Origin of the sequence: Sphingobium sp. YR768 (assembly GCF_900111125.1) — a bacterium.
In the GTDB taxonomy this organism is placed as follows: domain Bacteria; phylum Pseudomonadota; class Alphaproteobacteria; order Sphingomonadales; family Sphingomonadaceae; genus Sphingobium.
Genome location: NZ_FOGE01000001.1, coordinates 161,601 through 188,198, shown reverse-complemented (window position 1 = coordinate 188,198; position 26,598 = coordinate 161,601). Strand labels below are relative to the sequence as shown.

Here is a 26,598-nt window from a genome sequence, read left to right as displayed (position 1 = left end):
GCGCCCCTTGCGGAGCGCCCTTTCCGGTTTTCGTCATGAAAGGGAAGGGGTCAGCCTTCGACCTTCGCATATTTGGGCGCGGCTTCGTTCAGGATGAACAGGATCTTCTTGAGCGCGGCCGGCTCGTCCGTTTCTTCCATCGCAGCCAGTTCGCGGGCGAGGCGGCTGGAGGCCGCTTCGAAGATCTGGCGCTCCGAATAGCTCTGTTCCGGCTGATCGTCGGCGCGGAACAGATCGCGGGTCACTTCGGCGATCGACACCAGGTCGCCCGAATTGATCTTCGCTTCATATTCCTGGGCGCGGCGCGACCACATGGTGCGCTTGACCTTGGGCTTGCCCTTCAAGGTTTCCATCGATTCTTCGAGGGTCTTGTTGGAGGACAGCTTGCGCATCCCCACGCCTTCGGCCTTGTTGGTCGGCACGCGGAGCGTCATCCGCTCCTTTTCGAAACGGAGCACGTACAACTCCAGTTCCATGCCCGCAATCTGCTCCTTCTGGAGTTCGATCACACGGCCTACGCCATGCTTGGGATAAACGACATAATCACCAACGTCAAAGGACAGCGCCTTGGCAGCCATTTGATACCTTTCCAATTCAACCGGGGAACGGGACGAACGCGGAGGCAGATGCGCGAGAAAAGCAAATGCCGGGAAGTCCACGGCGCCACCGTCAAGACATGAAGCTTATTCTCCAGGGCGGGATATAAGGGGGATATATCCGACCGTTGCGGCCCTATTTAGCAGATTCGTAACAAAATTACCACCCCCGGACACAATGTCTGGGGGTGGGCCGGTAAATATGGCGCAATTTGGGACGAAGGGCCGCCCTTGGCTTAGCTGCCTTCACCCGGTTCGGGGGAGAAGAATTGCTCCAGCTTGTTCTCGACGCCGCTCATCGCGTCGGCATCGGCCGGGGCCTCGCCCTTGACCGTGATGTTGGGCCATTCCGCCGAATATTTGGTGTTCAGCTCCAGCCATTTTTCAAGGCCGTTTTCGGTATCCGGCAGAATCGCCTCGGCCGGGCATTCGGGTTCGCACACGCCGCAGTCGATGCACTCGTTGGGATTGATGACCAGCATATTCTCGCCCTCGTAGAAACAATCCACGGGGCAGACCTCGACGCAATCCATATATTTGCAGCGGATGCAGTTGTCGGTCACGACATAGGTCATTGTCTGGGCACTCTTGACTTGGAAAAACGCGGCCCTGCTATGCCCGCCGCGCGCGAAGGTCAATGAGGATATTGTTGCCAGGGGTTTAGGGCTTGTTTGGTGCGAGCGACTCGCAATTTCGGGGCGGCTATTGGCTACTTCTTCGGCGTGTCGATCCGCCCGGACAGTCGGGTCATCAGGTCCATGCGTTCATGCAGGATGACAATGATAAGAGCAGGGACTTCTGGCCTGATGACGACATAAATATAATGATGGCCGCAGCGAATTGCCCGAAGGCCGGTGCGCAATTCATGCAAATCTTTGTAGGCGCCCAGACCAGCGGTCAGTCCGTCCATCGCGGTCAGCAGTTGGTCGGCATAAACGCCCGCCTGCCTTTGGCCCCAATGACGGCGGGTATGACTGACGATCGCCCTGAGTTCCGCCGCCGCTGTTGACGTCAGGACATAAGCGGGGCTCAATCTCGCCAGTCCGGCCCGAGTTCCTGTTCAATGATTTGTAAGGGGGAAAGTGGCGAAACTTTTCCTGCCAGTCCTTCTTCAACGCGCGCATCGAGCAACTGCCGCAATTCCTGCCATGCGTCATCGGCGTCCGACTTCTGCTGGGGGAAGAGGCGTTCCAGCGCATATTGCTTAATGGTCTTGCCTTGCAGAGCGGCCATTGCCTTCAGGCTCTGATGCTGCTGGTCGGTCATATCGATGGTCAGGCGGCTCATAGGCACCTCTATGGCGTTGGTGCGAACATTATCACAAATGTGGGGAGCGCGCCAAATGATGGGCAGCGTCTCTACTCCCCGACCGTCAGTTCCTCATAGCAGCCTTCCGCTTCCGGTGCCGGGCCACGTCGCAAGGGCAATGCCGTCACGCGGACCACGCGGACGGTGTCGCCATGGGGGAAGGTGATCAGATCGCCCGCGCGCACCGGGGCGTGGGCGCGGTCGATGCGGCGGCCGTTGAGGCGGACATGCCCGTCCTCGGCCAACTTCTGTGCGGTCGAGCGACTCTTGCAGAGCCGCACGAACCACAGAAATTTGTCGATGCGCAGGCTAGGGCCGTGGCCGGCGCCCGCGATCGGATCAGCCATTGCGGCCGAGCAGGTCGGCAAGGCCGGCAAAGGCGTTGTTGACCGGGGCGGGGCTGCTGCCCGCCGACGCCGGACGGGGCGAGCCGCCATCCTTGCCGGGGCGACGATTGCCGCCATTGGGCTTCCCGTCGCGCGACTGCGGGCCACGCGGCTGCTGCCCCTGCGGACGGCCATGCTGCGGACGATCATTGCGGGGCTTCTGTCGGCCCTTGAAAGCCCAGTTGGTGCCGGTTGCGACCGGGGCGGCTTCGACGGGCGCTTCGGCTGCTGCCGCGACCTCTTCGCCTTCCGCTGCGATGGCCGGTGCGGCCTCCGCTTCTGTCTCTTCGGCCGGACTTTCCGGCGTGGCGACTGGCGCGATCGGTTCGGGCGCGATCGGCTGGGGCGTGATCGGGCGGAAACCGGCGAGGCGCATCAGCGTCAGGAAGGAGGCTTCCGACAGGCCCAGCGACACGATCTGTGGGCTGGCATGGGTGAAGGCTTCATTCTTCGCGATCGCCTCATGCGCGGCGCGTGCCATGCGTTCGGCCATGTCGATGCGCAGCATCTGATCGCCAAAGCCCCGGAAGCCCGCGATCCGTGCGCCCATCTGGGCAGTCTTTTCGCCCGCCGGGATCAGCGTCAGGCCGGGGCCGGGCAGCGGCAGGCAGGGCTTGGCGATGCGCGCGGCCAGCAAGGCGGAGCGCCAGCGCGCCGCGCCGGGCTTCAGCAGGCCATGATGATAAATGTCGAGCACGCCGATATCGATGCCCGCCTTGCGCAGCAGATGGCGTTGTTCCTTGTCCAGATGGCCCAGCGCCGAATCGAGATCGGTGCGCGCGATCACGCCGGCGGCGTCGCCCAACTGGGCGAATACGGCGCGGACGACGGCGGGCACGGCCGGATCGGCGGCGCTTTCCGCCATCTTCACCAGCGGCAACAAATGCTTCTGCTTCTGCGCGTCGAACCAGGTGGCGAGGCGGGCGACAACCTGCTTCTGCACGTCCTGACCCAGGCTAAGTAACGCACGATCCAGCCGAATTTCGGGCGCCAGCAGGCTTGGCCCCGCCAGCAGAGCGGCCACGACCGTCTCTCCCCAGGCGATCCCCGGCGCCTGTCCCGCCTCGTCCAGCAGGGCGAAATCCGTATCCGCCGCTGCAATCAGTTCTTCAGCCTTCACTCGTAATACCTTTCCAAGGCGCCGTTCCGCGGCCGCCAGCAACATCTTTCGGTCCTGATGCCGCGTAGCGGGATCAACCGAGAATCGAAATCCGTCAAGTCGTCCGATCGTCTCGCCATCGACGCAAACCGTCCCGTCCTGCTCCACCGTGACCGGCAGGCTGCTGGCATTCTGGCCGATATCGCGCAACAAAACGGAGGTGCGACGGTCCACGAAACGCTGGGTCAGCGCGGCGTGCAGGGCATCGGACAACTTCTCCTCCAGCGCGCGGGTGCGCTCGGCCATTTCGACCGGATGCGCCAGCCAGTCGGGGCGATGGGCGATATAGGACCATGTGCGCGCGGCGGCGATCCGGCCGGACAATGTGTCGATATCGCCCTGCACCGAATCGAGCCGGGCCACCTGCTGCGCGAACCAGTCGCGCGGGATGTGACCGGTGCCTTCGGACAGGAAGCGCCAGATTCGGCTGACCATGCGGGCATGATGGTCCGCGCCCAGCTTCTGGAAATCGGGCAGGCCGCAGGCGCCCCAGAGCCGCTCGACCTGCCGCTTGCCCTTCACCCGCTCGATCACCAGCGGATCGTCGGCCATGCGGCGCAGCACCGCATGGTCGACCGCCTCGGGTGCGGCGCGCAGTTGCGGCCGTTCCGGCTTCTGCTCCAGATCGAACAGCAGATGGTCGAGCCGGTCGGTGCGCGGCGTGCCGTTGCGCCAGAAAAGCTGCTCCACCGGCGGGAAGCGATGCGCCTCGATCGCTTCAATCTCTTCGGGCGTGAAGGCGGCGTCGCCATCTTCATGGCCGAGGCTGCCGAAGGTGCCGTCCTTATGATGTCGCCCCGCGCGCCCGGCGATCTGCGCCATTTCACTGACGGTCAGGCGACGGCTGCGGCGGCCGTCGAATTTGCGCAGCGAGGCGAAGGCGACATGGGCGACGTCCAGGTTCAGGCCCATGCCGATCGCGTCGGTCGCGACCAGATAATCGACCTCGCCATTCAGGAACATCTGCACCTGGGAATTGCGGGTGCGGGGGCTGAGCGCGCCCATCACCACCGCCGCGCCGCCCCGGAAGCGGCGCAGCATTTCGGCCACGGCATAGACCTCCTCGGCGGAGAAGGCGACGATGGCGGATCGCTTGGGCAAGCGGGACAGCTTTTTCGCACCCGCATAGGAGAGGGTAGAAAAGCGCGGGCGGCCGATGATGTCCACGTCGGGCACCAGCGCCTTCACCAGCTTGGCGATGCTGGCGGAGCCGAGGATCATCGTTTCCTCGCGGCCGCGTGCGCGCAGCAAGCGATCGGTGAAGATATGGCCGCGTTCCGGGTCCGATCCCAGTTGTGCCTCGTCCAGCGCGACGAAGGCGAAATCCTCCTTCACGCCGGATTCGCGCCCGCCGCCGATCGGCATGGATTCGGCCGTGCACAGGAAATAGCGGGCGCCCGGCGGCACGATCTTTTCCTCGCCGGTGATGAGGGCGACTTGGTTAGCGCCCTTGATCGCGACCACCCGGTCATAGACTTCGCGCGCCAGCAGGCGCAGCGGGAAGCCCATCATGCCGCTGCTATGGCCGCACATCCGCTCGACGGCGAGGTGCGTCTTGCCGGTATTGGTCGGTCCCAGGACGGCGGTGATGGAAGAACGGGCGAACTGGACCATTGTGCCGCCTATGTCGGGCAGGATGCGCCGGGGAGCAAGGAGATTTCCATGTTCCGCCCGACAAGCCGTGCCCGTCGGGCCGCCGGCACGGTTCGTCGCACCAATCGCCGTCATCGCATCGTCTTTATTTGACTTTAACCCTGTACGTTCACAACAGTCCCACCACGCATGGCGCGGGGGACGTTGCCGATGCGGCAATGAAAAAGCCTTAAGGGTCGCGGGTTTGTTTCAGGATAGTCAGTTCGGATCGCAGCAGGGCGGCGCACCCGTATCCCTGTGGCTGGCCGATTCGCTCGCCCGCACGCCGGTAACGCCGCAGGACTGGCGCAGCCGCCTGCGCGACTGGGCGGATGAGGTGGAGCTGGCCCCTGATCTGGGCCAGCGCATCGGCAGCCTCACCTGGTTCCGTGGCCTCGCAACCTGTTTCGGCCTGTGCGCCACCGCCCTCTATCTTTCCCCCGGTTTCCAGCCGGTGCCCGGCGCGCCCGGACCGCAACTGAGCGACGCGCACTATGACGAAGTGCGCAGCCAGATGATCACGCCGCTGGCGCTGGGCGCGGACAGCGGCCATCGCATGGGGCCGACCGACGCGGTCCAGCCGCTGCGCGAAACGCCCGAGCGGCCGCAGATCGAACTCAATGCACAGGTGGGCAGCAGCGACAGTCTGCCCCGCGCTTTGTCCCGCGCCGGGGTCAGCAGCGGTGACGTCTCCACCGTGATGGCGATGGTCAGCGGCGACATTGACGGCGGAGTGAAGCCCGGCACCCGGCTCGACATCCTATTGGGTCGCCGCGCCAGCCGGGATCGGCCGCGTCCGCTCGACAGGCTGGCCTTCCGCGCGCGGCTGGACCTCAGCGTGGAACTGACGCGGGCCGGTGGCGTGCTGTCGGTCAAGCGCATCCCGATCCGGGTCGACAATACGCCGCTGCGCATTCAGGGCGTGGTCGGCGAAAGCATCTATCGCTCGGCCCGTGCGGCGGGCGCGCCGCCCAGCGCGGTGCAGGCATTCCTGCGCGTGATCGCGCAGCAGGTCGATCTGGGCAGCATCGCGGCGGGCGACCGCTATGACATCGTCACCGACTATCATCGCGCCGAAACCGGCGATGTGGAAGTGGGCGAACTGCTCTATGCGGGCCTGAAGCGCGCGCGCGGCAAGTCGGTCGACATGCTCAAATGGACGAAGGACGGCCGCACCGAATGGTTCGAGGCGTCGGGCGTGGGCGAGCGGCGCGGCGTGCTGACCTCGCCGGTGGCCGGGCGCATATCATCCGGTTTCGGTATGCGGAGCCACCCGATACTGCGCTATAGGCGACTGCATGCCGGCGTCGATTTCGCCGCTCGCTATGGATCGCCCATCTATGCCGTGACCGACGGCGTCATTTCCTATGCCGGGCGCCATGGCGGCCATGGCAATTATGTCCGCATCGAACATGGCAGCGGCCTTGCCACCGGCTATGCCCATATGAGCCGGATCGCGGCAGCGCCGGGCCAGCGGGTGCGCCGGGGTCAGGTGATCGGCTATGTCGGGTCGACCGGCCTGTCGACCGGCCCGCATCTCCATTATGAGCTGTATCGCAACGGGCAGGTGGTCAATCCGCTGTCGGTGAAGTTCACCACCACCGCCCAGCTGGCGGGCAGCGAACTCGCCGCCTTCCGCGCGAAACTGGCGCAATATCAGGGGCTGCGCGTGGGGCTGCACGACAGTTTCGCGCAAAAGGCCCCGGCCGCCCCGGTGGCACAGGGCAAATAAGGCGCAGAATAGTAACAAATCCCGTTCGCCCTGAGCCTGTCGTCGAAGGGCGTTGCGCGCGCCGTTGACCTGCGGTCGCCTGCCGGCCCGACAGGCTCAGGGCGAACGGAAATGGAGAGGCTCTTTCCGCTTATCGTCTACTGGGCTAGGGCGCTGCCATGACTGGTTCCTTTACCGCCATCCTGCTTGCTGGCGCCCGCCCGATTCCCGATCCGCTGGCGCAGGCCGCTGGCGTTGCGGTCAAGCCGCTGGTGCCGGTCGGCGGGGAGCCGATGATCAACCGGCCGGCGCGCGCGCTGCTTGCGCATCCGGCGATCGACCGGGTGATCATATTGACGCAGCGGCCCGACCTGTTCGCGGATGATCCCGCCACCGGCTGGCTGGCGACCGATCCGCGCGTGCGGTTCGAAACGGGCGGGCAGGGGATCGCCTCGTCGCTGCTGGCGCTGCTGGAAAAGGGCGACCTGCCTTTCCCGATCCTGCTGACCACGGCCGATCATGTGCTGCTGGACGCCGCAATGCTGGACCAGTTCGTCGCCGAAGCGACCGGGGCAGATATCGCCGTGGCCATGGTGGAGCGGGACACGCTGCTGGCGCGCTATCCGGGATCGCGCCGCACATGGCTCAAATTCCGCGATGGCTGGTGGTCGGGCGCGAACATCTTCTGGTTCGGCAGCGACAAGGCCCGCCCGGTCATCGCCCTGTGGCAGGAGGTAGAGCAGGACCGCAAGAAGGGCTGGAAGATCCTGGCCGCCTTCGGGCCGTTCGCGCTGCTGGGCGCATTACTGCGCATCCTGACGCTGCGCGGCGGCATCGCGCGGATCGGTCGCAAATTCGGCCTGACCGCGCGGCTGGTGGCGATGGAGAGCCCGGAAGCCTGCATCGACGCGGACAAGCCGGATGACGTCACGCTGATCGAGTCGATTTTGGCGCGGCGATAGGCCTTCCGGCACGTCCCCGTCAGCACCGGAAAACTATTGGTAAGCGACCCGCGCGGGTATGATGAGCCGGATCTCTGTGCCTTGCCGGGCTACAGAGCTGATTTCCAATGTCCCGGTCAGCCGACACGCGCGTTCACGCATGCCAACCATGCCATAATGGCCTTCGCGCATGCCTGTTTCGATGACAGGCGATGGCAGTCCGCTGCCATCATCGACGACTGCAACGGACAGCCGTTCCGTTCCGTGAGAGATGCGCAGGAGGATGGTCGACGCGGACGCATGGCGAAGGCTGTTGCTGACCGCTTCCCGCACGATCCAGGCAGCTTCATCAGCCACCGGACCGCAAACCAGACGGACGACGCCCAGTTCTTCGATCGTCCAATGGAGTCGTTCGCCGATAAGATCGCGGAGCAAGGCATCGAGCCGCTCGGCAAGCACGACTGGTTCGAGATCCTGACGCAGAGTGTGGACGCGCTCCCGGCTCTCGATCAGCACCTCCTCTGCGCGGTCGAGGGTCGTTTCGAGTTCGGCTCTGGCTCTTTGGCCGCGGGGAAGCAGTTCGACCACGGCCTGAAAGCGCAGCATCAGGCCCTGAAATCCTTGGAGGAGCGTATCGTGCAGTTCGCGTGCGATGCGTTCGCGTTCGAGCAGTTGCGCTTCGACCCGGCCGCGCGCCCGTTCCGCGACCACCTGCAATCGCCATCGATACAGCAGCCATGATGCGCCAAGCAAAATGGCGAGGCAAAAGGCGAGGAACCACCTTGTCTGGTAGAAGGCGGGAGCGATCTCAAAGGACAGGAGCTGGCCCTCCTTGTTCCATATGCCATCATTATTTGCAGCGATGACGCGAAACGCATAGCGGCCCGGTGCAAGGTTGGTGAAGAGGGCCTGCCTTTCCGTGCCTGCGTCAAACCAGCCTGCGCCCGCGCCGGACAGATGGTAGCGGAAGCGGTTTTCCTCCGCGTCCGTCAGGCTGAGCGCACTATAGTCGATCTGGACCCTCTGGCTATGAGCGGGCAGCATGATTTGCCCATTCCCGATCGCGTAACGCACAGCATCGACGTGCACGGCTTTGATCACGACCGGCGGTGCCATGGAATTTTGCGTCAGGCGGTAGGCTGCCGTCCAGGCAAGACCCTGGTTGGTCGCGAACCAGAGCCGGCCCTTATCATCCTCCACCATGTCATTGGCATCGAACAGATTGGATCGCGCGCGATAATTGCCTTCATGGCCGATGCGTTCATAGGGAATGGGCCGGCCGGGATGGGCGAAGCCAGCCTCAAGCGCAGCGTTTCTGATCCGCACGATCCCGGTCGCGCCATTCAGCCAGGTCCATCCATCGCGCGTGCGGTGAATGCCGGTTATGCCGGCGAGAAAAGGATAGATACGCTCCGTCAGCGTCTGGGTCTTGCCACCGCCCAGATAGGTCAGGCCCTTTTGCCCGCCCACGAGCAGGTGGCCGCCATCCTGCAACAGGGTGTTGACCGAACCGATAAGGCTGGTTGCACGCGGGAGCAAAAGCGTTTCGGTGGCGCCATCGATACGGAAAAGCCCTTGGCGGCTGCGTGCAGCGATCAGCCCTCCATCGCCCGCTGCTCGCAGCAACGTAATCGTTCCGCCGGGCTGACCTGCCGGGCCTGCCGTCGGCAGAAGGTGATTGCCCTCCAGGCGATAGAGGCGATCCATGCCTGCCCAGAATTGCCCCTTGGCATCCACTGCGCAACTGACCGACAACGGCCCTTCGACCGCCGTCTGGCGTCCGACCTCACCCTTTTCGGTCAGATCCAGCAGAAAGGCGCCCGACAGGCTGATCGCCAACAGCCTGCGTTCGTTGCCGCACAGGACCCCGACATCGGATTTGCGAAAGATCAGCTTCGGCCTGGCATCCGCCGCAACGCGATAGACGCCCGCAGTGCCGGCATAAAAGAAACGCGCAGAACGCGGTGGCTTCACGAAGCCGGTCACGACCGTATCATCGCCAGCCTGGATGAGATTGGCTTTGGCAAAGCGGTCGAGGCCTGCCTCGGTCCCGACCCAGATATTGCCTTCCCGATCTTCAAGCGCCGACAGGCTCAACCCGTCGATAAGTCCGGCCGCTTTTCCCGCGATTTCGAGCCTGGGCAGTGCCTTTGGAAGGTAGCCCAGGCCTTCATTCTGCCCGGTGATCCAGATATGGCCATAGCGATCGATGGTGACATGGCGCGTGATGTAAGGGGTGCTGACCGCGGGCAAACGGATGCGCGGGCTGTTTGGCACGAGCGCCCTCAAGCCCTTGTCATCTGCCAGCCACAGCCGATGGGCATCGTCTTCCGCCAAGGCGGCGTAGGATGCGACCTGCTCGTTCAATTTGACAAAGCGCGACGCGTTTGGCGCGAGGCGCAGCAGATGCGGAGGCAGCGCCACATACAGGCTGCCGTCCGACGTGGCCAGCAGCGGCCCCATCATCCCGTCGATCAGACCCTGCTGCGCGCCATAGCGGCTCCAGCGGCCATGGGCGTATCTGGAGAGGAGTATCTTGCCGCGCGCATCCGCCGCGACCCAGACCGATCCGTCCCGCGCCTGTACGATCGCACTGACGCCGCCTTGTGGTGGCCAGGGATTGGCGTCATGCAACCTGCCGTCGCGATAGACGGCGATGCCGCCGAAATCATAACCGACCCAGATATCGCCATTGCGCGCCGCAAGAAGTGCGGTGACCTGAAGCGATCTGCGGGGATCGTCACGGTCAGGCAGAATCCGGTCAAACCGAATGCCATCGAAGCGATAAAGACCAGTGGATGATCCCAGCCAGAGAAAACCGTCCTTTCCCTGCGCCAGCGCCCTGATATTGCCGGGTGCGCCGTCCTTCAGGCTCCAACCGGTATGGCGCATCTGGGACAGGGATTGAGCCGGGCCTTGCGCCCGCCCCTCCCCGGTAAGAGGGGCAAGCAACAGGGAGGCGATCAGCGCCCAATATCTTACCATCCTACTGTCGATTGCATCATGCTAACGGGGCTTCTCGGGTCGAGGGCGGATGCCGACACCGCCAAGCGGCAAGCGGCAAGCGAACAGACCTAGCGCCATGCGTCCGGCGCACAAGTCCCCCTATAGTGGGGCGATCGCCCCCTCCTTCGGGGCTTTGCCGAATCATAACGCTGCCGCATCATTCCGGATATGCTGGATCGTTCAAATGCCCATATTTTGACGCCAGCCTATCGAGGAGGGGCCTCCGCATCAGGCGAGAACAGGTCGGCAGAGGCAATCGATCCCGACTATCTTCTGGGCCTGTTGAACAAGGCGCAGAATGCGTTGCAAAACGACCCGCAGGATGCACGACATTATCTGGATCGGGTCTGCCGCTTGTTACGGCAGGCAAGTCGTCCGCAAGATTCTTCGCTGCCGCTCATTCCATCGCAACCGGACACCCATCAGGCGCCGCAGGCCGGAGGCCTTGCCGGATGGCAGTTGAGAGAAGTCACGGCTTATGTTCAAAATCGGCTGGGTCGGCCCCTCATTGTCGAGGAGCTGGCGCTGGTCGCGAGCCTGAGCCCCGGACATTTCTGTCGCGCCTTCAAGGTCAGCGTGGGCGAAACGCCGCATGCCTATGTGATCCGCCAGCGCATCCGGCGCGCGCAACGGCTGATGCTGGAAACCGGAAACAGCCTGTCGGACATCGCCAGTGCCTGTGGCCTTGCCGATCAGGCGCATCTGACGCGCCTGTTCAAGCGGCTGGTTGGCACGACGCCCTTGCTATGGCGACGAACCTGGCAAAGAGCGGTCGCATGAACAGCAAACGTCTTGAGGCTTTCACGGACGGTGTGATCGCCATCATCATCACCATCATGGTGCTGGAACTCAAGGTGCCGAGCGGCGGCTCTCTGGCCGATCTGGCGCAACGTCTGCCGTTGCTGATCGCCTATATATTGAGCTTCGTGAATGTCGGCCTCTATTGGAATAATCACCATCATCTGTTCCAGCTCAACCCGCGTATCGACGGGCGGGTGTTGTGGGCGAACCTGTTCTTGCTCTTCTGGCTTAGCCTTGTGCCCTTCGTCATCCGCTGGCTGGATGACAGCGCCTATTCGACAGGCGCGACGGCGACCTATGGCATCGTGCTGGGCGGGGCCGCCATCGGCTATTTCCTCACCGAGCGGGCGATCGTGGCCTGCAACGGGACCGAATCCAAGCTGGCACGGGCGCTGGGGATGGACTGGAAAGGCTGGGGAACGCTGGCCATCTATGGCGCAGCTATTCCCCTGAGTTTCGTGAGCCGCTGGGTCGCGGTGGGCCTCTATATCCTTGTCATCGCTCTTTGGTTCGTCCCGGATCGGCGCTTTGCGCGGGTTGCCGCGCGCTGATTCATGCGCCGTGCGGCAGGGCGGCCGCAGGATGACGCACGCACAGCAGGGTGCCCAGCAGCACGACGCCGCCAGCGACCAGCAGAGGCAGGGCAAGGCCCATATGCGTGACCATCAGTGCACCGGCTGCCGCGCCCGCGAAGATCGCAACGATGGCGCCGATGCGACGGCCGAGATTGGGATTATTGCCCCCGGCCAGACTGGAGTCCGCTGCAATGCCCGTGACCGTCAGGGTGAGCACCGTGGTCGTGAGGTCGGGCACCTTCAACTGACGGATGGTGGCATTGCGGAAACCCATGGCGATGGCGGTCAGCGCGATGATCGCGAACAGCGCGACGGTCGGCTTGAGCGAGGGAATGTCGAAGCCGAGCGCGACGATGGCGGCGATCCACAGCAAGGCCGCTTCGATCAGGGCGGCAACGGTCAGCCAGTGCCGCAACGGTCGCTTGCCGAAACCCTGCCCGACGCGGCCGGCGATGAGGGCGCCGATGAAGAAGGTCAGCAGCGCGACCAGATAGGGTGCGACCTTGAAGCCGGGCGTCCCGGCGGCGGCGAAGCCAAGGAACACGACGTTTCCGGTCATATTGGCGGTGAACACCTTGCCCAGGCCCAGCACGCTGACGGCATCGACCAGGCCGGTCGTGGTCGACAGCAGCAGGAGCAGGCCGGGAAGCGGGGAGGAATTTTGCGGGGCTGGCGGCATGGGGAAAATCCTTTGAAGGGTTAGAAACGAAAATTGGCTTCGAAGCCGGTCATGGCGATGGTCCTGGCCGGGCCGGTGTCGCGGATGAAGGCGCCCGGCGCGAAGAGAGACAGGGAAGTGGACAGTTCCAGCTCCGGCGTCGCCTGCCAGGCAAGCGTCGCTTCGGCTTCCTTGCCGATGAAGCGGGAGCGGCTGTCGCCAGCGGCGCGGATCAGATTGCCGGGAATGTCGTAGACGCCGTCATTGCGGGCGTAGCGCCAATAGGCCATCGCGGCGAGACTGGCGGAAAAGCCGTTGCCCAGCGGCGCGCTGAGGCGGGGATTGAGGCTGACGATATTGGTCGGGCCGACGGGTGAGAGTTCGCCGAAATATTTGCCTTTGGGGAACAGCGCGTTGAACGTGCCCAACCTGTCATCTTCGCTGTTACGATCGCCGCTGACGATGTTGAAGCGCAGCGTCGCGTCGGGGGATAACGGCAGGCGGCGCAGGGTGCGGCCGACTTCGGTGCCGATCGTCCAGGCGGCAATGCGCTGCCCTTCATAATGGCCAAACTGGTAGACGCCCTCGACATTCCAGTGCCAGTCGCCGCGCACGCCATGCGATCGGGCGCCGATGCTGTGACGTTCCTCCCGCCCGGTCAGCCCGCCGAAGCGCGCGGCGCGGTTGCGATAGCGCAGATAATAGAGGTCCAGTTCTGGCAGCGTCGCATAGGCGCCCCACAATTTGCGGGTGTCGGAGGTGCGATCGTCGAAGCTGGCGGGACCGGGTTGCACCGGGTTCAGCAGGAACAGGTCGAGTTTGCGTCCTTTGCCCAGCAATAGGCTGCCGCGCACGCCATCGAAGGCCAGCGGCGTATTGGGGCCATAGCGGGTGCCGACCAGCCTTTCGGTGCCGAGCGAAAGCATCTGCCGCCCGCCGCGCAGGGTGACGGGGCCGACGCCCACTTCGGCGAAGCTCTGGAGCATGTCGACGCGGCTCTGGTCGATCGGGCCGGCTGCGGGGGCGACCCCGACCGCATAGCTGATGATCGGCTGAACGAAGGCGCGGGCATGGAGCGCGTCGGGCGCGCCGACATGCAGGTCTGCATAGGGCATGGCCCGCGCCCAGAGATAGGAGTCGTCGGGGGCGTCGGCTCCGCCCCACAGGTTGTTGCGGTAATTCTCATTGCGTAACCGGACTTCCACGCCGGTCGAGAGCCAATTGTCATCACCAAGCGGGATATATTTGAACGGGCCGGTCCAGTGGTGGCCGCGCTTTTCCGCGTCGGCCAGATCGGACCAGTCCTCATCATAGCGGGTGATCGACAGGGTCGGCGCCTGCCAGGCCTCGGTCGTCTGCGCGGCCAGCGGGCCGGACGCGCAGAGCGAAAGGGCTAGGCAGGCAGTTTTCTTAAGCACGGCGCTGCGCCTGTTCGGCGACGAGCGCCGCGAGGATGAAGCCACCGATCAGGCCGAGATGCTCGAAAAAGGCATTTGTCGCCATGAAGCGATCTTGCCCCATCGGCATCGTCCAGAAGGCGTTGGCGGTGAAGGCGGCGAGCAGGGTGAAGACTCCCAGCATGCCCGCGCCCAGCCAGACCAGCCGGCCAGTCAGGATCAGCAGCGGGCCGACCAGTTCGAGCGCGATGGTGAGCGCCGCCCAGAGCGCTGGCGGGCTCATGCCGAAATGCGCCTGTTCCGCGACCGCCGCCGACCAGTCAGTCAGTTTGACGATGCCGCCCAGCAGATAGGCGCCGACCAGCAACAGCCGGGCGATGAACCAGGTTGGCTTCCAGTCGAGGATAGCGTCGACGAAGCGCGGGTCGCGGTCGGGCCGCATCTTACTTCGCCTCCGGGGCGTGGACTTCGGCGATATAGCCGCCGGGGAAGCGCAGGATGGCGCTCTGGCGGCCAGCGACGGTCTGTGGCGCGACCAGTGTTTCTACGCCAGCCGCCGACGCCTTGGCCAAGGTGGCGTCAAGGTCGGCGACTTCATAGCCGGTCATGTCGCGGCCATAGGGCCAGGGCAGTTGGCCGTCGGAGACGAAGACGGTCATCTTGCCATAGCCGCTGTCGATGGCGACGCGGCGGATGCTCTTGCCGGGCTGGCCGATTTCCTCACCTTTTGCGGCGCGGTCTTCGGAGACGATCTTGCCATGGGCAAAGCCGGTCCAGTCCTTGATGAATGTGTCGGCGACGTCGGCGGTCAGGTAGATGCGGTTTTCCGGAACGGTGGTGAGCGCGGGATAGTTGGGCTTGGCGGTGTGCCAGTAAAGCTGCATGTTCACGCCGCCGGCCCATTGCACCACCACGTCGCGGCCGATGGGATCGGGGAAGGTGGCGATGCGGCGCACGGCACCATGCTTCATGGCGGAAGCGACGGCTGCGTCCATGTCGCTGACCAGATAGCCGGTACGTTCATCGCCGAAGGGATAGGGGATCGGCGTCTTGAAGCCGAAGACCGAGACGGTGCCGGCCGGGGTCAGCGCCAGTTGCGACTTGGTGAGGCTGGGGGTGGGCGTCACCTGAAATTCGCCCTGCTTCGACGTCTTGCCGCCAAAGGTCGCGACGAAGCTGGCGACGAAGGCGTCGAACTGGCCTTCGGGCACATAGACATGGGTGGTGTCATATTGCGGGCCGACCGAATAATCGGCAGTGGTGGCGGCAGTTTTGGCTGTTGCCGGTACAGCAGCGATCGGGGTGGCGGCGACCATCAGGGTCGCGAGGATCATGGTGACGCGGGTCATGTCTGTGGCTCCGGTTAGTCAGGGGGCAAGACGGGTTCTAGGCAGCAAGCATCGCTCGATCGATCCGAATAAAATCGACCATCATGTTCGAATTAATGGAATGATTGGTAGCCGGCCTTTCCGCTGTGGGAGGGGCCGGAACCCGATCAGACGGCCCAGCAGCCGCAGCCGAGTGATCCCCAGAAGGTCTGCACATCGGCGGCCGGAACATCGGCGCCAAGGGCGGCGGCATGGTCGTGGCCATGGACGCCGCAAGCACTGGCACATCCACAGGCCGACGCCAGTTGCGCGCGGGCTTCACGGGTCTTGTGATAGCCGCCGAAGGTCGCGACCGGCGACCAGTCGGGCATGGGCTTGGGCAGGTCGGGTGCGAGCGGGGCATAGTCGCCCTCGCCAAAGACCACCTTGCCGCCCAGCAGGGTCAGGACCGATCGGATATGGACGATCTGATCCTCCGGCACGGAGAAATAGTCGGCGGACAGCAGCGCGAGGTCGGCCAGTTGCCCGGCCTTGATCTGACCCTTCTTGCCGATTTCGTTGGAGAACCAGGTGTTTTCATGGGTCCACATGGCCAGCGCCTTTTCCCGGCTGACGCGATTGTCGCCACGATAGAGGGCGAAGCCGCCCACGGTGCGGCCGGTGACGAGCCAGCTCAGCGACACCCACGGATTGTAGCTGGCGACGCGGGTGGCGTCGGTGCCGGCGCCCACAGGAATGCCCGCGGCGATCATGCGGGAAATCGGCGGGGTGCGCTCGGCCGCCTTCGCGCCATAGCGTTCGACGAAATATTCGCCCTGATAGGCCATGCGATGCTGCACGGCGATGCCGCCGCCCAGCGCGGCGATGCGGTCGATATTGCGGTCGCTGATGGTTTCGGCATGGTCGAAGAACCAGTTGATGCCCTGCAAGGGGATGTCCCGGTTCACCTTCTCATAGACGTCGAGCGCCCGGCCGATCGTTTCGTCATAGGTGGCGTGCAGGCGCCAGGGCCATTTATGTTCGGCGAGCAGGCGGATGACGGGTTCGAGGTCGCCCTCCATGCTGGGCGCCATGTCCGGCCGGGGCTGACGAAAATCCTCGAAGTCGGCGGCCGAATAGACCAGCATTTCGCCTGCGCCATTGTGGCGATAGGTATCGTCGCCCTGCCCCGGCGTGACCTGTTTCACCCAGCCGGAGAAATCGGCCAGCTCTTCCTTGGGCTTCTGCGTGAAGAGATTATAGCTGATGCGGACGGTCAGCTGATCGTCCTGATGCAGTTTCTCGATAATCTCATAATCGTCGGGATAATTTTGGAAGCCGCCGCCGGCGTCGATCACGCCGGTCACGCCCAGCGCATTGACATCGCGCATGAAATGGCGAGTGGAATTGAGCTGATAGTCCTGCGGCAGCTTCGGCCCCTTGGCCAGCGTCGAATAAAGGATCGTCGCATTGGGCTGCGCCAGCAGCAGGCCGGTCGGGTTGCCCGCGGAGTCGCGCACGATCTCGCCGCCCGGCGGGTTGGGCGTGTCCTTTGTATAGCCCACGACGCGCAGCGCGGCGGCGTTGAGCAGCGCGCGGTCATAGAGGTGCAGGATGAAGACCGGGGTGTCGGGCGCGACGGCGTTCAGTTCGGCGATCGTCGGCAGGCGCTTTTCAGCAAACTGATGCTCGGTAAAGCCGCCCACCACGCGCACCCATTGCGGGGCCGGGGTGCGATCGACCTGGGCTTTCAGCATATCCATCGCTTCGGCCAGCGTCGGCACGCCATCCCAGCGCAGTTCCATGTTGAAATTCAGGCCGCCACGGATGATGTGCATGTGACTGTCGATCAGGCCGGGGATCAGGCGATGGCCCTTGGCGTCGATCACGGTCGCGCCGGGGGCGGCGGCGCGGACTTCGGCTTCGCTGCCCACCGCCAGGAACTTGCCGTCGCGGATGGCGACCGCTTCCGCCACCGGATTGCTCCGGTCCAGCGTCGTCACCTTGGCATTGACGATGATCGTGTCGGTCATGGGGCGTTCCTTGGCGTTGGCAGAGAAGGGGGAGAGGAGGGCGGAGGCGGCCACCCCGGCCATGGCGTCGCGGCGCGTAATCATGCGTCGCCCTTTTGATTATCGGGCAGGCGCCCCAGCACATGGTCGCGGCATTCGTTGCGGGCGAAGCGGGCCAGTTCATGGCTGTCGGCCCAGCGCTTTGCGAGCGGGATGACCTGTTCGCCGATCAATATGCCGAGCAGGCCGATCAGGGCCACCACCGGGGGCGCGGGCGAGCGCACCCCCAGCAGCGAATAGACGATGCCGACCAGCAGACCGGCGCCCAGAGAGAGAAGATAGACTTTCATCGCCGGTCTCCTTTTCGGTTCTATCAGGCCTGGATGAAGGCGAGGATGTCGGCGTTCAGCACGTCGGCATTCACCGTCAGCATGCCATGCGAGTAGTCCTCATAGATTTTGAGGGTCGCATTGGGCAGGATCTGCGCCTGCAACACGCCAGCATTCTTGTACGGCACGACCTGGTCATCGTCGCCATGCAGCACCAGCGTCGGCACGGTGATGGCGGCCAGATCATCGGTCTGGTCGGTTTCGGAAAAAGCCTTGATGCCGTCATAATGGGCCTTGGCGCTACCCATCATGCCCTGACGCCACCAATTGTCGATGACGGCGGGCTTCACGTCCGCGCCTTCCCGGTTGAAGCCGTAGAAGGGACCAGCGGCGACATCGCGGAAAAATTGCGCGCGATTGGCGGCAAGGCCAGCGCGCAGGCCGTCGAACACAGCCATCGGCAGGCCATCGGGATAACGATCGGTCGCCAGCATGATCGGCGGCACGGCGCTGACCAGCACGGCCTTGGCCACGCGGCCTTCGGGCAAGCCATAGCGGGCGACATAGGCGGCGACTTCGCCGCCACCGGTCGAATGGCCGATATGGATGGCGTTTTTCAGGTCGAGGTGACGGGCGACGGCGGCGGCGTCGGCGGCATAATGGGCCATGTCATGGCCTTCGCTCACCTGTGCCGAACGGCCATGGCCGCGGCGATCATGGGCGATGACGCGATAGCCCTTCGACAGGAAGAACAGCATCTGCGCGTCCCAGTCGTCGGACGAGAGCGGCCAGCCATGGTGGAACATGATGGGCTGGGCGTCCTTGCTGCCCCAGTCCTTGAAGAAGATGTCGACGCCATCGTCGGTGGTCACGAAGCTCATGGGATGATCCTTTGTCAAAGTCGGGGGAAGAAGGAGGGGGACCGGCGGCCCCGGGGGAGAGGGAGAGAAGCCGCCGGTCCGCGCCAGACTTAGTGGCTGCCTTCGGAGGCGCCGAACATGGTCTTGGCGTATTTGATGCCCAGGCCATAGGCGCCGCCCCATTGCTTGGCGATGCCGGTGGTGGAGTCATAGGTTTCGGTGCGGGCCCAGTCGCGTTGCAGTTCCAGCATGTACTGGAGCGAGGTCATCGGCTTGGCGCCCAGCTGGATCATGCGCTGCACGGCGCGTTCATGGGCTTCTTCGCTGATATCGCCGCAGGCGTCGGCGATGAAATAGGCGTCGAAGCCCTGATCGATCGCGGAGGCGACCGGGCCGACTATGCAGACGCTGGTCCAAAGACCGGCGAACACGATGCGTTCCTTGCCGATGCGGTTCACTTCCTCGATCACGCCGGCATCTTCCCAGGTATTCATGCTGGTGCGATCGAGCAGGGGCTGACCGGGGAAGGCATCGGTGATCTCATCGAACATCGGGCCGGAGAAGCTCTTCTCCGCAACGGTCGTCAGAATGGTCGACACGTTGAAGGACTTGGCGGCGCGGCTGATCAGGGCAGCATTGTTGCGCAGCAGTTCAGGTGCGATCGACTTGGTCGCGAAAGACATTTGCGACTGGAAATCGATCAGAATGAGGGTGTGGTCGCTGGGCGAGAGGAGGGATTTTCCGGGGGTCGGCGTGGCGGTGATCGTCATAAGTCGGCTCCTTGCGTTCGGGCAGCATCTCGCTGCGGCAAGCATTGGATAGCTCGCAGGTTTGATTTGAAATACTCGGATAAAATTATCCGATATGTTCGAATTTTTCGAAATGTCAGATGGAGTGACAGTTCAGCAACGGGTGATTCGTTGCTGTCCGGCCCCCGATGTCCAACGCGCAAGATGATGCCTCCCGCGACGTTCGGGGTATTGGATCAAGCTGCGGTGATAGAGAGCATAACGACAAAAGCGTTGCCGCTGTGCATGCTGGATCAGACCTCGATGAGGCCCCGCTGGATCGCGATCGTGACGGCGTGCGTGCGGTCCCGGGCGCCCAGTTTGGAGAAGATCGACTTCATATGCCCCTTCACCGTCTCTTCGGTGATATCGAGCATCGAGCCGGCCAGCTTGTTGGAATTTCCAGATGCGGCCAGCGACAGAATCGCAATCTCTCTGTCGGTCAGCGGATCTTCCAGAACGTGCAGGGCGATCGCGGTCGCGACAGTGGCATCCAGATGCTTGCCGCCTACATGGACCGATCGAATGGCATCGAGAAGCTGCTTCCTGAGGCTGGCCTTGAGCAGGTAGCCCATCGCGCCGGACCGCAGCGCCCTCAGCGCGCGACCGTCGCCCGAATAGGTCGTCAGTACGATGATACGGGCATCGGCATGATTGGCCCGGATCGCCTTGATCGCATCAAGTCCCGAGCCGTCGGCCATCTGCAAGTCCATGAGGACGATATCGGGCAGCAGCTTATCGTAGGCCTCAACCGCGCTCACGCCGTTGTCCGCCTCCCCGACGATGTGCATGTCGGCCTGCGTGGACAGCATGGCGCGAACGCCCTCCCTCAGCAGGGCGTGGTCGTCCACAACCAGGATCGAGATGGGTGATACTGGATGCGGCATATCCGGACTAGGATTCGGACGCGGATGCATGGCTCTAACTAAGCCCGCTGCGCCGGAACTGTCCATGCATCTGTGTGACGCCAGGGCGGGCTAAAAGTCCCATTGATTGAGCACAGCCTTGAATCGGTCGGTTGCGATGTCGGCATGGAGGGTCCGAAGATCGAAGATGCAGATAGTGTCGTCGACCTTTCGGCGATCCTGATGTTTGTCGAGCGCTCCCAGAACGCCGATCATCATTTCGCGCGCCGCTTGCGCGACATCATTTGCCGATGCATCGATCGAGATTGGCCCCAAAAGACATGCCATGGATCGAACGTCGAGTTGCACTGCTGCGCGCATTGCTACGGCGGCCAGGCGACCCAGTCTCGCTGCATCGAGTTGGTCGGCATCTCCCATCCCGACAACCAGCAGGGAATTCGATCTCACGGGCGAAGGTGGACTGGATAAAATCAATGTCTCACCAAATCTGCCCTCGAACACGCCGCCAGCCCGCAAATGCGACAAGGTGCCGGAAAGTGCCGCATCAAGCGCGCAGGTGATGCCTCCGATCTGTGATGCGCAGGATATCTCGGGCATGCCCACGATCAGAAGATCAACGCGATCAGCAACCGGATCGACGCTGCCCGTGTGGAAGTGCATGGCGCGAAAACTGCCCACATGCTGCGTTGCGATGCCAGTCAAAGATGCTCCATCCTTCCATCGGGAACCATGCTGCATGACGGCCCCTCTGCCGGGATATGGGAGGTGCAGGCCTCCGTCGCGGTCAGGCCGAACGCGATTTGTAGATTATTGACCTATTCGGTCAGGAAGGAAGGGATGCGCTATGCGGTGCGTTTTACACGGGAGCGCTCGCACGAAAACCAAAGATCGGACCATCGACCCGGAAAGGCGCGCATTCGACGCTGCTTTAGCGTGAGCAGGGCGTGATCCTTGTCCCCGCTTGCCTGACGTGACAGGCGACAAGGGGCCGGAACGCAAGTTCAAGATCTGCCCGATCGGTTGTTTCCACATTGATATCGCCGAAATGCGGACGGCCAAAGGGCCGCTCCGTCTCCAGTGGCGATCGACCGGGCCAGCTAGTTCGCCTTCGCTCAACTTACGAAATGGCAATCACTATCGGCGAAAACTCTCCGCCGCGGCGCAGGCGAGCTTGTCGGCGCGTTCATTTTCCGGGTGGCCGGCATGGCCCTTCACCCATTGCCAGGTCACCTTGTGGCGCGCGGCGGCCTTCACCAGCGCCTGCCAGATTTCGACATTCTTGACCGGCTTGTTGTCGGCGGTCTTCCAGCCGCGCTTCTGCCAGCCGAAAATCCATTTGGTGATGCCGTCCATCACATATTTGCTGTCGGTATAGAGCGTTACCTGACAGGGCTTTTTGAGCAGATTCAGCGCCTCGACCGCCGCCATCATTTCCATGCGGTTGTTGGTGGTCTGCGCTTCGCCGCCGGAAATTTCCTTTTCCGTGTCGCCAAAGCGCAGCACGGCGCCCCAGCCGCCGGGGCCGGGATTGCCCTTGCACGCGCCGTCGGTGAAGATGTCTACGGTGGGGAGGTCGGTCATAATATGTCCATAGCTTGTGCTCCTGCGCACGCAGGAGCCTAGGGCGGCAGGCGCCGCGTCCGGAACCCTGGGCTCCTGCCTGCGCAGGAGCACTTTATGTCAGGCGCCCAGCAAGGCTGCCGGGTCTGCCTTGGCGTAGAAATCCAGCCGGCGCAGATAGGCGAGCGGGTCCTTTCGCGTCACCAGCGCGTCGGCGGGCGTGTTGATCCAGTCATAGGCGCGTGTCAGCAGGAAGCGCAGCGCCGCGCCCCGACAGAGAATCGGGAAGGCGGCGCGTTCCGCCTCGCTCAGCCCATGCGCCTGTGCGTAGCCTGCGCCGATCGCCATGGCGCGATCGCCATGCCAGATCGCGCCATCATTGCTGAAGCACCAGGCGCTGTGGGTGACGGCCAGATCATAGGCGCGGATATCGGTGCAGCTGAAATAAAAGTCGATGAGGCCCGTCACTTCCTCGCCCAGCATCAGCACATTGTCGGGGAAGAGATCGGCATGGATGACGCTGCGAGGCAGATCGGCGGGCCAATGGGCGTCCAGAAACGCCAGTTCCTCCGCCACCCGCGCGCCAAGGCCCGGTTCGATCTGGTCGAAATCCTCGCCGCATTTGGCGGCCAGTGCATGCCAGCCGGCAATGTCGAGCGTATTGCGCCGCTCCCCGGCAAAGCCTTGCGCTGCCTTGTGCAATTCGCCCAGCGCCACACCGGCCGCGCGCGCCTGTCCCGGCGTCGGTTCGGTCACGCTAATGCCGGTCAGAAATTCGATCAGGCAGGCGGGGCGGCCCGAAAGCTGCTGGAGTCGCTTGCCCTCCCGATCGGCGATGAAGCGCGGGACGAGGCAACCGCGCGCAGCCAGATGGTCGAGCAGGTCCATGAAGAAGGGCAGGTCCGCTTCATCCACCCGCTTTTCATAGAGGGTCAGGATATAGCGATGACCCTTGCCGTCGGGGCCCGTGGTTTCCAGCAGATAATTGCTGTTCTCCACGCCTTCGGCAATGCCCTTGGCCGATACCAGCCGACCGGCATCATAGCGCAGGAGGAATGCGTCAATCTCTTCAGCGGGGACGTGGGTATAGACGGCCATGGTTCAAGCGGTCTCCAGTCCGCGAGGCAGCTTGAAGGCGATCGTCTCCTTAGCCGTTTCCACCTGCTGTTCGACCACGGCAAAGCGCATGCCGATCCGCTCCACCACTTCTCGCACCAGTATTTCCGGGGCGGACGCGCCCGCAGTCAGGCCCAGCGTCCTTACATTGGCCAGCCAGTCGAAATCGATGTCGGCGGCGCGCTGGATCAGGCGGGCAGGGGTGCCCTCCCGCTCGGCGACCTCGACCAGTCGCAGCGAATTGCTGCTATTGGGCGCGCCGATCACATAGACCGCGTCGCATTTGGCGGCGATCGCCTTGACGGCGGTCTGGCGGTTGGAGGTGGCGTAGCAGATATCCTCGCCTTTGGGTGCGGATATGGTCGGGAAGCGACGTTCCAGCGTGGCGACGATCGCGGCGGTATCGTCCACCGACAGCGTCGTCTGCGTCAGGAAGGCCAGATTGTCGGGATTGGCAGGGGTGAAGGCCTCGGCATCCTCGACCGTCTCGATCAGGCTCATCGTGCCTTCGGGCACCTGCCCGAAAGTGCCGATCACTTCGGGATGGCCCTTATGCCCGATGAACAAGATGTGTCGTCCGGCATCGACCTGTCGTTCGGCCTGGCGATGGACCTTGCTCACCAGCGGGCAGGTGGCGTCCAGATAGTCAAGTCCGCGCTGTTCCGCCTTGGCTGGCACCGCCTTGGGCACGCCATGGGCGGAAAAGACGACGGGGACGCCATCGGGCACCTGATCCAGGCTTTCCACAAAGATCGCGCCCTTGGCCTTCAGCCCGTCGACCACATATTTGTTATGGACGATTTCGTGGCGCACATAGACGGGCGCGCCATATTTCTCGATCGCCCGCTCCACGATGATGATGGCGCGGTCGACCCCGGCGCAGAAGCCGCGCGGGGCGGCGATCAACAGGGTCATCGGCGGCAGGGTGGCGGGCGCGTCGGTCATGCCTGCCGCTTAGGCCAATGTCGCCCCGGATGAAAGGGCCAAGAGGAAAGCCGCCTCCTTCCGGTTGCTTCGGACGTGGGGGATGGATAAGGAAGCGCAGAGCGTCTGGTCATGTGGGCTTTGCGAAGGATTATCTGCTGGTGAAACTGTCTAATATCGCCCTGACTGCTATGCTGGCACTGGCTCTGGCGGGTTGCTCGCGCCGGGGTGAGATCGACCCGACCGGCGGTATCGTCTCGGTCCGATCGGCCTGCCCGACGGCGGCGATTCCGGCCCAGACCGGCGACATCACCCTGTTCAGCCCGGCCGGCAGCACCGACGCTTCGGCGATCGACGTGGTGGCCAACATCACCGATCTGCGCTCCACCTGCGCGGAAAGCGATCAATTCTATACCGAAGCGACCTTCACCGTGAATGCGCGCCGCAGCGACGCCAGCGCCGCGCGACAGGTGATCCTGCCCTATTTCTCGGTCGTGGTGCGCGGCGGCAATGCCGTGGTCGCCAAGCGGCTGGGTCAGGTGACGCTGAACTTTGCCGCGGGCGAGTATCGCGCCAGCGCGCAGGCGAAGGCCGGCGCCTATGTCGACAAGGCCGCGGCCACGCTGCCCGCTGATATCCAGACCAAGATCACGCAGAAGCGCAAGGCCGGCGATGCCGATGCCGCGATCGATCCCTTCGCCCAGCCGGACGTCAAGGCGGCGTTGCAGCGAACCAGCTTCGAGCTGCTCGTGGGTTTCAACCTGACCCAGGAACAGCTCAAATATAACGCGACCCGTTAAAGCCCATTGAACTGTTTCCGTTCGGGCTGAGCGAAGTCGAAGCCCGCCACTGAGCGAAGCGAAGTGCTTCGCCATGCTCAGCAAAGGCCCTTCGACTTCGCTCAGGGCGAACGGAGTTGAAGGAAAAGCCCGTGTCCCTTTACACCCGTTTCACCGCCCATCTTGATGCCGTGCTTGACGCGCTGGAGGCCGAGGGTGTCCTGCCCGCCGGCCTCAACCGCAAGCCGGTGACGGTCGAACCGCCGCGCGATCCGTCGCATGGCGATCTGGCGACCAACGCCGCGATGGTGCTGGCCAAGCCCGCCGGCACCAATCCGCGCGCGCTGGCCGACGCGATCGTGACCAAGTTGCAGGCGCTGGACGAGGTGGAAAGCGCGACCATCGCCGGTCCCGGCTTCATCAACCTGACCCTGACCGATCCGACCTGGCGCGCGGAACTGGCCGCGATCCATGCGGACGCTGATGACTATGGCCGGTCCGATTTCGGGCAGGGCGTGACGGTCAACGTCGAATATGTTTCGGCCAACCCGACCGGCCCCATGCATATGGGCCATTGCCGCGGCGCGGTGGTGGGCGACGCGCTCGCCACGCTGCTGGAATATGCCGGGCACAAGGTGATCCGCGAATATTATATCAATGACGCGGGCGGTCAGGTGGACGTGCTCGCCCGCTCCGCGCATCTGCGCTATCGCGAGGCGCTGGGCGAGGATGTCGGCGCGATCCCCGAAGGCCTCTATCCGGGCGATTATCTGGTGCCGGTGGGGCAGGCGCTGGCCGCCGATTATGGCGACAAATATGTCGGTGCGCCGGAAGGCGACTGGTTGGTGCTGTTCCGCACCTTTGCGGTCGCGAAGATGATGGACATGATCCGCAGCGACCTCGCACTGCTGGGGATCCATCACGACATCTTCTCGTCGGAAGCGGAATTGCAGGCGGCGGGCAAGCCGGCCGAGGCCGAAGCCTGGCTGCGTGCGCATGATCTGGTCTATGATGGCACGCTGGAAGCGCCCAAGGGCGAACTGCCCGACGATTGGGAGCCGGTGGAACTGCCGCTGTTCCGTTCAACCAAATATGGCGACGATCAGGATCGGCCGATCAAGAAGTCTAATGGTAGCTGGACCTATTTCGGCGCCGACATGGCCTATCATTTCCAGAAGGCCCAGTCGGCCGATCAGCTGATCGACATCTGGGGCGCGGACCATGCCGGTACGGTCAAGCGCATTCAGGCCGCCGTCGCTGCCCTGACCGAGGGCAAGGCGCGGTTCGACGTCAAGCTCATCCAGATGGTCCGCCTGCTGCGCGATGGCGAGCCGGTGAAGATGTCCAAGCGCGCTGGCAATTTCGTGACGCTGGCCGATGTCGTCAAGGAAGTAGGCAAGGATGTCGTCCGCTTCACCATGCTGACGCGCAAGGCCGACGCGCAGATGGACTTCGACTTCGCCAAGGTGGTGGAAGCCTCGAAGGATAATCCCGTCTTTTACGTGCAATATGCCCATGCGCGCATCAGTTCGCTTGGCCGCCGCGCGCAGGAAGCGGGGATCGATCTGCCCGCGCCCGACCTGTCCCTTCTTGGGACGGCGGAACTGGCCATGGTCAAGCTGGCCGCGCAATTCCCGCGCGTGGTGGAAGGATCGGCGCAGGCGCGCGAACCGCACCGGATCGCTTTCTATCTCAATGACTTGGCCTCCGCCTTCCATGGCTGGTGGAATATGGGCAATGATGATCCGCGCGCGCGCGTGATTTTGGCCGATGATCCGGCGATCACCGCCACCCGGCTTTTCCTCGCGCAGGGAATAGGGCAGATTATCCGCAACGGTCTGGCGCTGATGGGCGTTGCGGCCCTGACGGAAATGCAGTGAGGCGCTG

At 63.8% G+C, this 26,598-nt stretch carries 26 protein-coding genes; 6 read left to right on the top strand and 20 right to left on the bottom strand.

The window, feature by feature from the left end; genetic code table 11:
- Positions 1 to 50: 50 nt before the first annotated feature.
- The 6 genes from BMX92_RS00895 to BMX92_RS00870 all read right to left on the bottom strand — a co-directional run bounded on the left by BMX92_RS00895 (position 51) and on the right by BMX92_RS00870 (position 5,063).
- Complete coding sequence (locus BMX92_RS00895; protein ID WP_093010535.1) at positions 51 to 578, bottom strand: CarD family transcriptional regulator; 528 nt, start codon at positions 576 to 578, stop codon at positions 51 to 53.
- 254 nt (positions 579 to 832) lie between these two features.
- On the bottom strand, positions 833 to 1,171 hold the full coding sequence (gene fdxA, locus BMX92_RS00890) for a ferredoxin FdxA (protein ID WP_004211101.1): 339 nt from the start codon (positions 1,169 to 1,171) through the stop codon (positions 833 to 835).
- Between the two features lie 134 nt (positions 1,172 to 1,305).
- Positions 1,306 to 1,629 carry a type II toxin-antitoxin system RelE/ParE family toxin gene (locus BMX92_RS00885; protein ID WP_093010533.1) on the bottom strand — a complete coding sequence of 108 codons (324 nt, stop codon included), beginning with the start codon at positions 1,627 to 1,629 and terminating at the stop codon, positions 1,306 to 1,308.
- Entirely contained in the window at positions 1,626 to 1,883 is a 258-nt protein-coding gene (locus BMX92_RS00880; protein ID WP_093010531.1) for an antitoxin, read from the bottom strand. The genes BMX92_RS00885 and BMX92_RS00880 overlap by 4 nt, the downstream gene beginning before the upstream one ends.
- A 71-nt stretch (positions 1,884 to 1,954) precedes the next feature.
- On the bottom strand, positions 1,955 to 2,251 hold the full coding sequence (locus BMX92_RS00875; protein ID WP_093010529.1) for an RNA-binding S4 domain-containing protein: 297 nt from the start codon (positions 2,249 to 2,251) through the stop codon (positions 1,955 to 1,957).
- Entirely contained in the window at positions 2,244 to 5,063 is a 2,820-nt protein-coding gene (locus BMX92_RS00870; protein WP_177184906.1) for a helicase-related protein, read from the bottom strand. Before BMX92_RS00870 ends, BMX92_RS00875 begins: the two co-directional genes overlap by 8 nt.
- 223 nt (positions 5,064 to 5,286) lie before the next feature.
- Between BMX92_RS00870 and BMX92_RS00865 the strand changes: the two genes are divergently transcribed.
- Entirely contained in the window at positions 5,287 to 6,813 is a 1,527-nt protein-coding gene (locus BMX92_RS00865; protein ID WP_093010527.1) for a M23 family metallopeptidase, read from the top strand.
- A 158-nt stretch (positions 6,814 to 6,971) separates the two neighbouring features.
- The gene (locus BMX92_RS00860) at positions 6,972 to 7,754 is read left to right on the top strand and encodes a nucleotidyltransferase family protein (RefSeq protein ID WP_093010525.1); all 783 of its coding nucleotides are present in this window, start codon (positions 6,972 to 6,974) and stop codon (positions 7,752 to 7,754) included.
- Between the two features lie 33 nt (positions 7,755 to 7,787).
- On the opposite strand, the gene BMX92_RS00855 is transcribed toward BMX92_RS00860, so the two are convergent.
- Positions 7,788 to 10,718, bottom strand: a complete 2,931-nt coding sequence (locus tag BMX92_RS00855; RefSeq protein WP_256213231.1) for a sensor histidine kinase — start codon at positions 10,716 to 10,718, stop codon at positions 7,788 to 7,790.
- Positions 10,719 to 10,907: 189 nt separating this feature from the next.
- Between BMX92_RS00855 and BMX92_RS00850 the strand changes: the two genes are divergently transcribed.
- Positions 10,908 to 11,519, top strand: coding sequence for a helix-turn-helix domain-containing protein (locus tag BMX92_RS00850; RefSeq protein WP_093010523.1), 612 nt, complete (start codon positions 10,908 to 10,910; stop codon positions 11,517 to 11,519).
- Entirely contained in the window at positions 11,516 to 12,091 is a 576-nt protein-coding gene (locus BMX92_RS00845) for a TMEM175 family protein (RefSeq protein ID WP_093010521.1), read from the top strand. Before BMX92_RS00850 ends, BMX92_RS00845 begins: the two co-directional genes overlap by 4 nt.
- Before the next feature lies 1 nt (position 12,092).
- Here the strand turns inward: BMX92_RS00845 and BMX92_RS00840 are convergent, their stop codons facing one another.
- The 13 genes from BMX92_RS00840 to ispH all read right to left on the bottom strand — a co-directional run bounded on the left by BMX92_RS00840 (position 12,093) and on the right by ispH (position 23,953).
- Positions 12,093 to 12,794 carry a YoaK family protein gene (locus tag BMX92_RS00840; protein ID WP_093010519.1) on the bottom strand — a complete coding sequence of 234 codons (702 nt, stop codon included), beginning with the start codon at positions 12,792 to 12,794 and terminating at the stop codon, positions 12,093 to 12,095.
- 20 nt (positions 12,795 to 12,814) lie between these two features.
- A complete protein-coding gene (locus BMX92_RS00835; protein WP_093010517.1) occupies positions 12,815 to 14,191 on the bottom strand; it encodes an alginate export family protein in 1,377 nt (458 codons plus the stop codon).
- Positions 14,184 to 14,612, bottom strand: a complete 429-nt coding sequence (locus BMX92_RS00830; protein WP_093010515.1) for a DoxX family protein — start codon at positions 14,610 to 14,612, stop codon at positions 14,184 to 14,186. Before BMX92_RS00830 ends, BMX92_RS00835 begins: the two co-directional genes overlap by 8 nt.
- A gap of 1 nt (position 14,613) precedes the next feature.
- On the bottom strand, positions 14,614 to 15,519 hold the full coding sequence (locus tag BMX92_RS00825; RefSeq protein WP_256213230.1) for a VOC family protein: 906 nt from the start codon (positions 15,517 to 15,519) through the stop codon (positions 14,614 to 14,616).
- A 146-nt stretch (positions 15,520 to 15,665) separates the two neighbouring features.
- Positions 15,666 to 17,510, bottom strand: coding sequence for an amidohydrolase (locus BMX92_RS00820; RefSeq protein WP_093011261.1), 1,845 nt, complete (start codon positions 17,508 to 17,510; stop codon positions 15,666 to 15,668).
- Positions 17,511 to 17,590: 80 nt separating this feature from the next.
- The gene (locus BMX92_RS00815; protein WP_093010513.1) at positions 17,591 to 17,839 is read right to left on the bottom strand and encodes a DUF1427 family protein; all 249 of its coding nucleotides are present in this window, start codon (positions 17,837 to 17,839) and stop codon (positions 17,591 to 17,593) included.
- Positions 17,840 to 17,862: 23 nt separating this feature from the next.
- Positions 17,863 to 18,699 carry an alpha/beta fold hydrolase gene (locus BMX92_RS00810; protein ID WP_093010511.1) on the bottom strand — a complete coding sequence of 279 codons (837 nt, stop codon included), beginning with the start codon at positions 18,697 to 18,699 and terminating at the stop codon, positions 17,863 to 17,865.
- A gap of 89 nt (positions 18,700 to 18,788) precedes the next feature.
- Complete coding sequence (locus BMX92_RS00805; RefSeq protein WP_093010509.1) at positions 18,789 to 19,448, bottom strand: hydrolase; 660 nt, start codon at positions 19,446 to 19,448, stop codon at positions 18,789 to 18,791.
- 272 nt (positions 19,449 to 19,720) lie between these two features.
- The gene (locus BMX92_RS00800; protein ID WP_093010507.1) at positions 19,721 to 20,383 is read right to left on the bottom strand and encodes a response regulator; all 663 of its coding nucleotides are present in this window, start codon (positions 20,381 to 20,383) and stop codon (positions 19,721 to 19,723) included.
- 60 nt (positions 20,384 to 20,443) lie between these two features.
- Positions 20,444 to 21,034, bottom strand: a complete 591-nt coding sequence (locus BMX92_RS00795) for a M17 family peptidase N-terminal domain-containing protein (protein WP_256213229.1) — start codon at positions 21,032 to 21,034, stop codon at positions 20,444 to 20,446.
- 432 nt (positions 21,035 to 21,466) lie between these two features.
- The gene (gene rnhA / locus BMX92_RS00790) at positions 21,467 to 21,913 is read right to left on the bottom strand and encodes a ribonuclease HI (RefSeq protein WP_093010503.1); all 447 of its coding nucleotides are present in this window, start codon (positions 21,911 to 21,913) and stop codon (positions 21,467 to 21,469) included.
- Between the two features lie 99 nt (positions 21,914 to 22,012).
- Complete coding sequence (gene thrB, locus BMX92_RS00785) at positions 22,013 to 22,990, bottom strand: homoserine kinase (RefSeq protein ID WP_093010501.1); 978 nt, start codon at positions 22,988 to 22,990, stop codon at positions 22,013 to 22,015.
- Between the two features lie 3 nt (positions 22,991 to 22,993).
- Positions 22,994 to 23,953 carry a 4-hydroxy-3-methylbut-2-enyl diphosphate reductase gene (gene ispH, locus BMX92_RS00780; protein WP_093010499.1) on the bottom strand — a complete coding sequence of 320 codons (960 nt, stop codon included), beginning with the start codon at positions 23,951 to 23,953 and terminating at the stop codon, positions 22,994 to 22,996.
- A 170-nt stretch (positions 23,954 to 24,123) separates the two neighbouring features.
- Here ispH and BMX92_RS00775 point away from each other — a divergent pair, with 170 nt between their 5' ends.
- Entirely contained in the window at positions 24,124 to 24,732 is a 609-nt protein-coding gene (locus BMX92_RS00775) for a hypothetical protein (RefSeq protein WP_093011258.1), read from the top strand.
- Between the two features lie 131 nt (positions 24,733 to 24,863).
- The gene (gene argS / locus BMX92_RS00770; RefSeq protein ID WP_093011255.1) at positions 24,864 to 26,591 is read left to right on the top strand and encodes an arginine--tRNA ligase; all 1,728 of its coding nucleotides are present in this window, start codon (positions 24,864 to 24,866) and stop codon (positions 26,589 to 26,591) included.
- Positions 26,592 to 26,598: the final 7 nt, after the last annotated feature.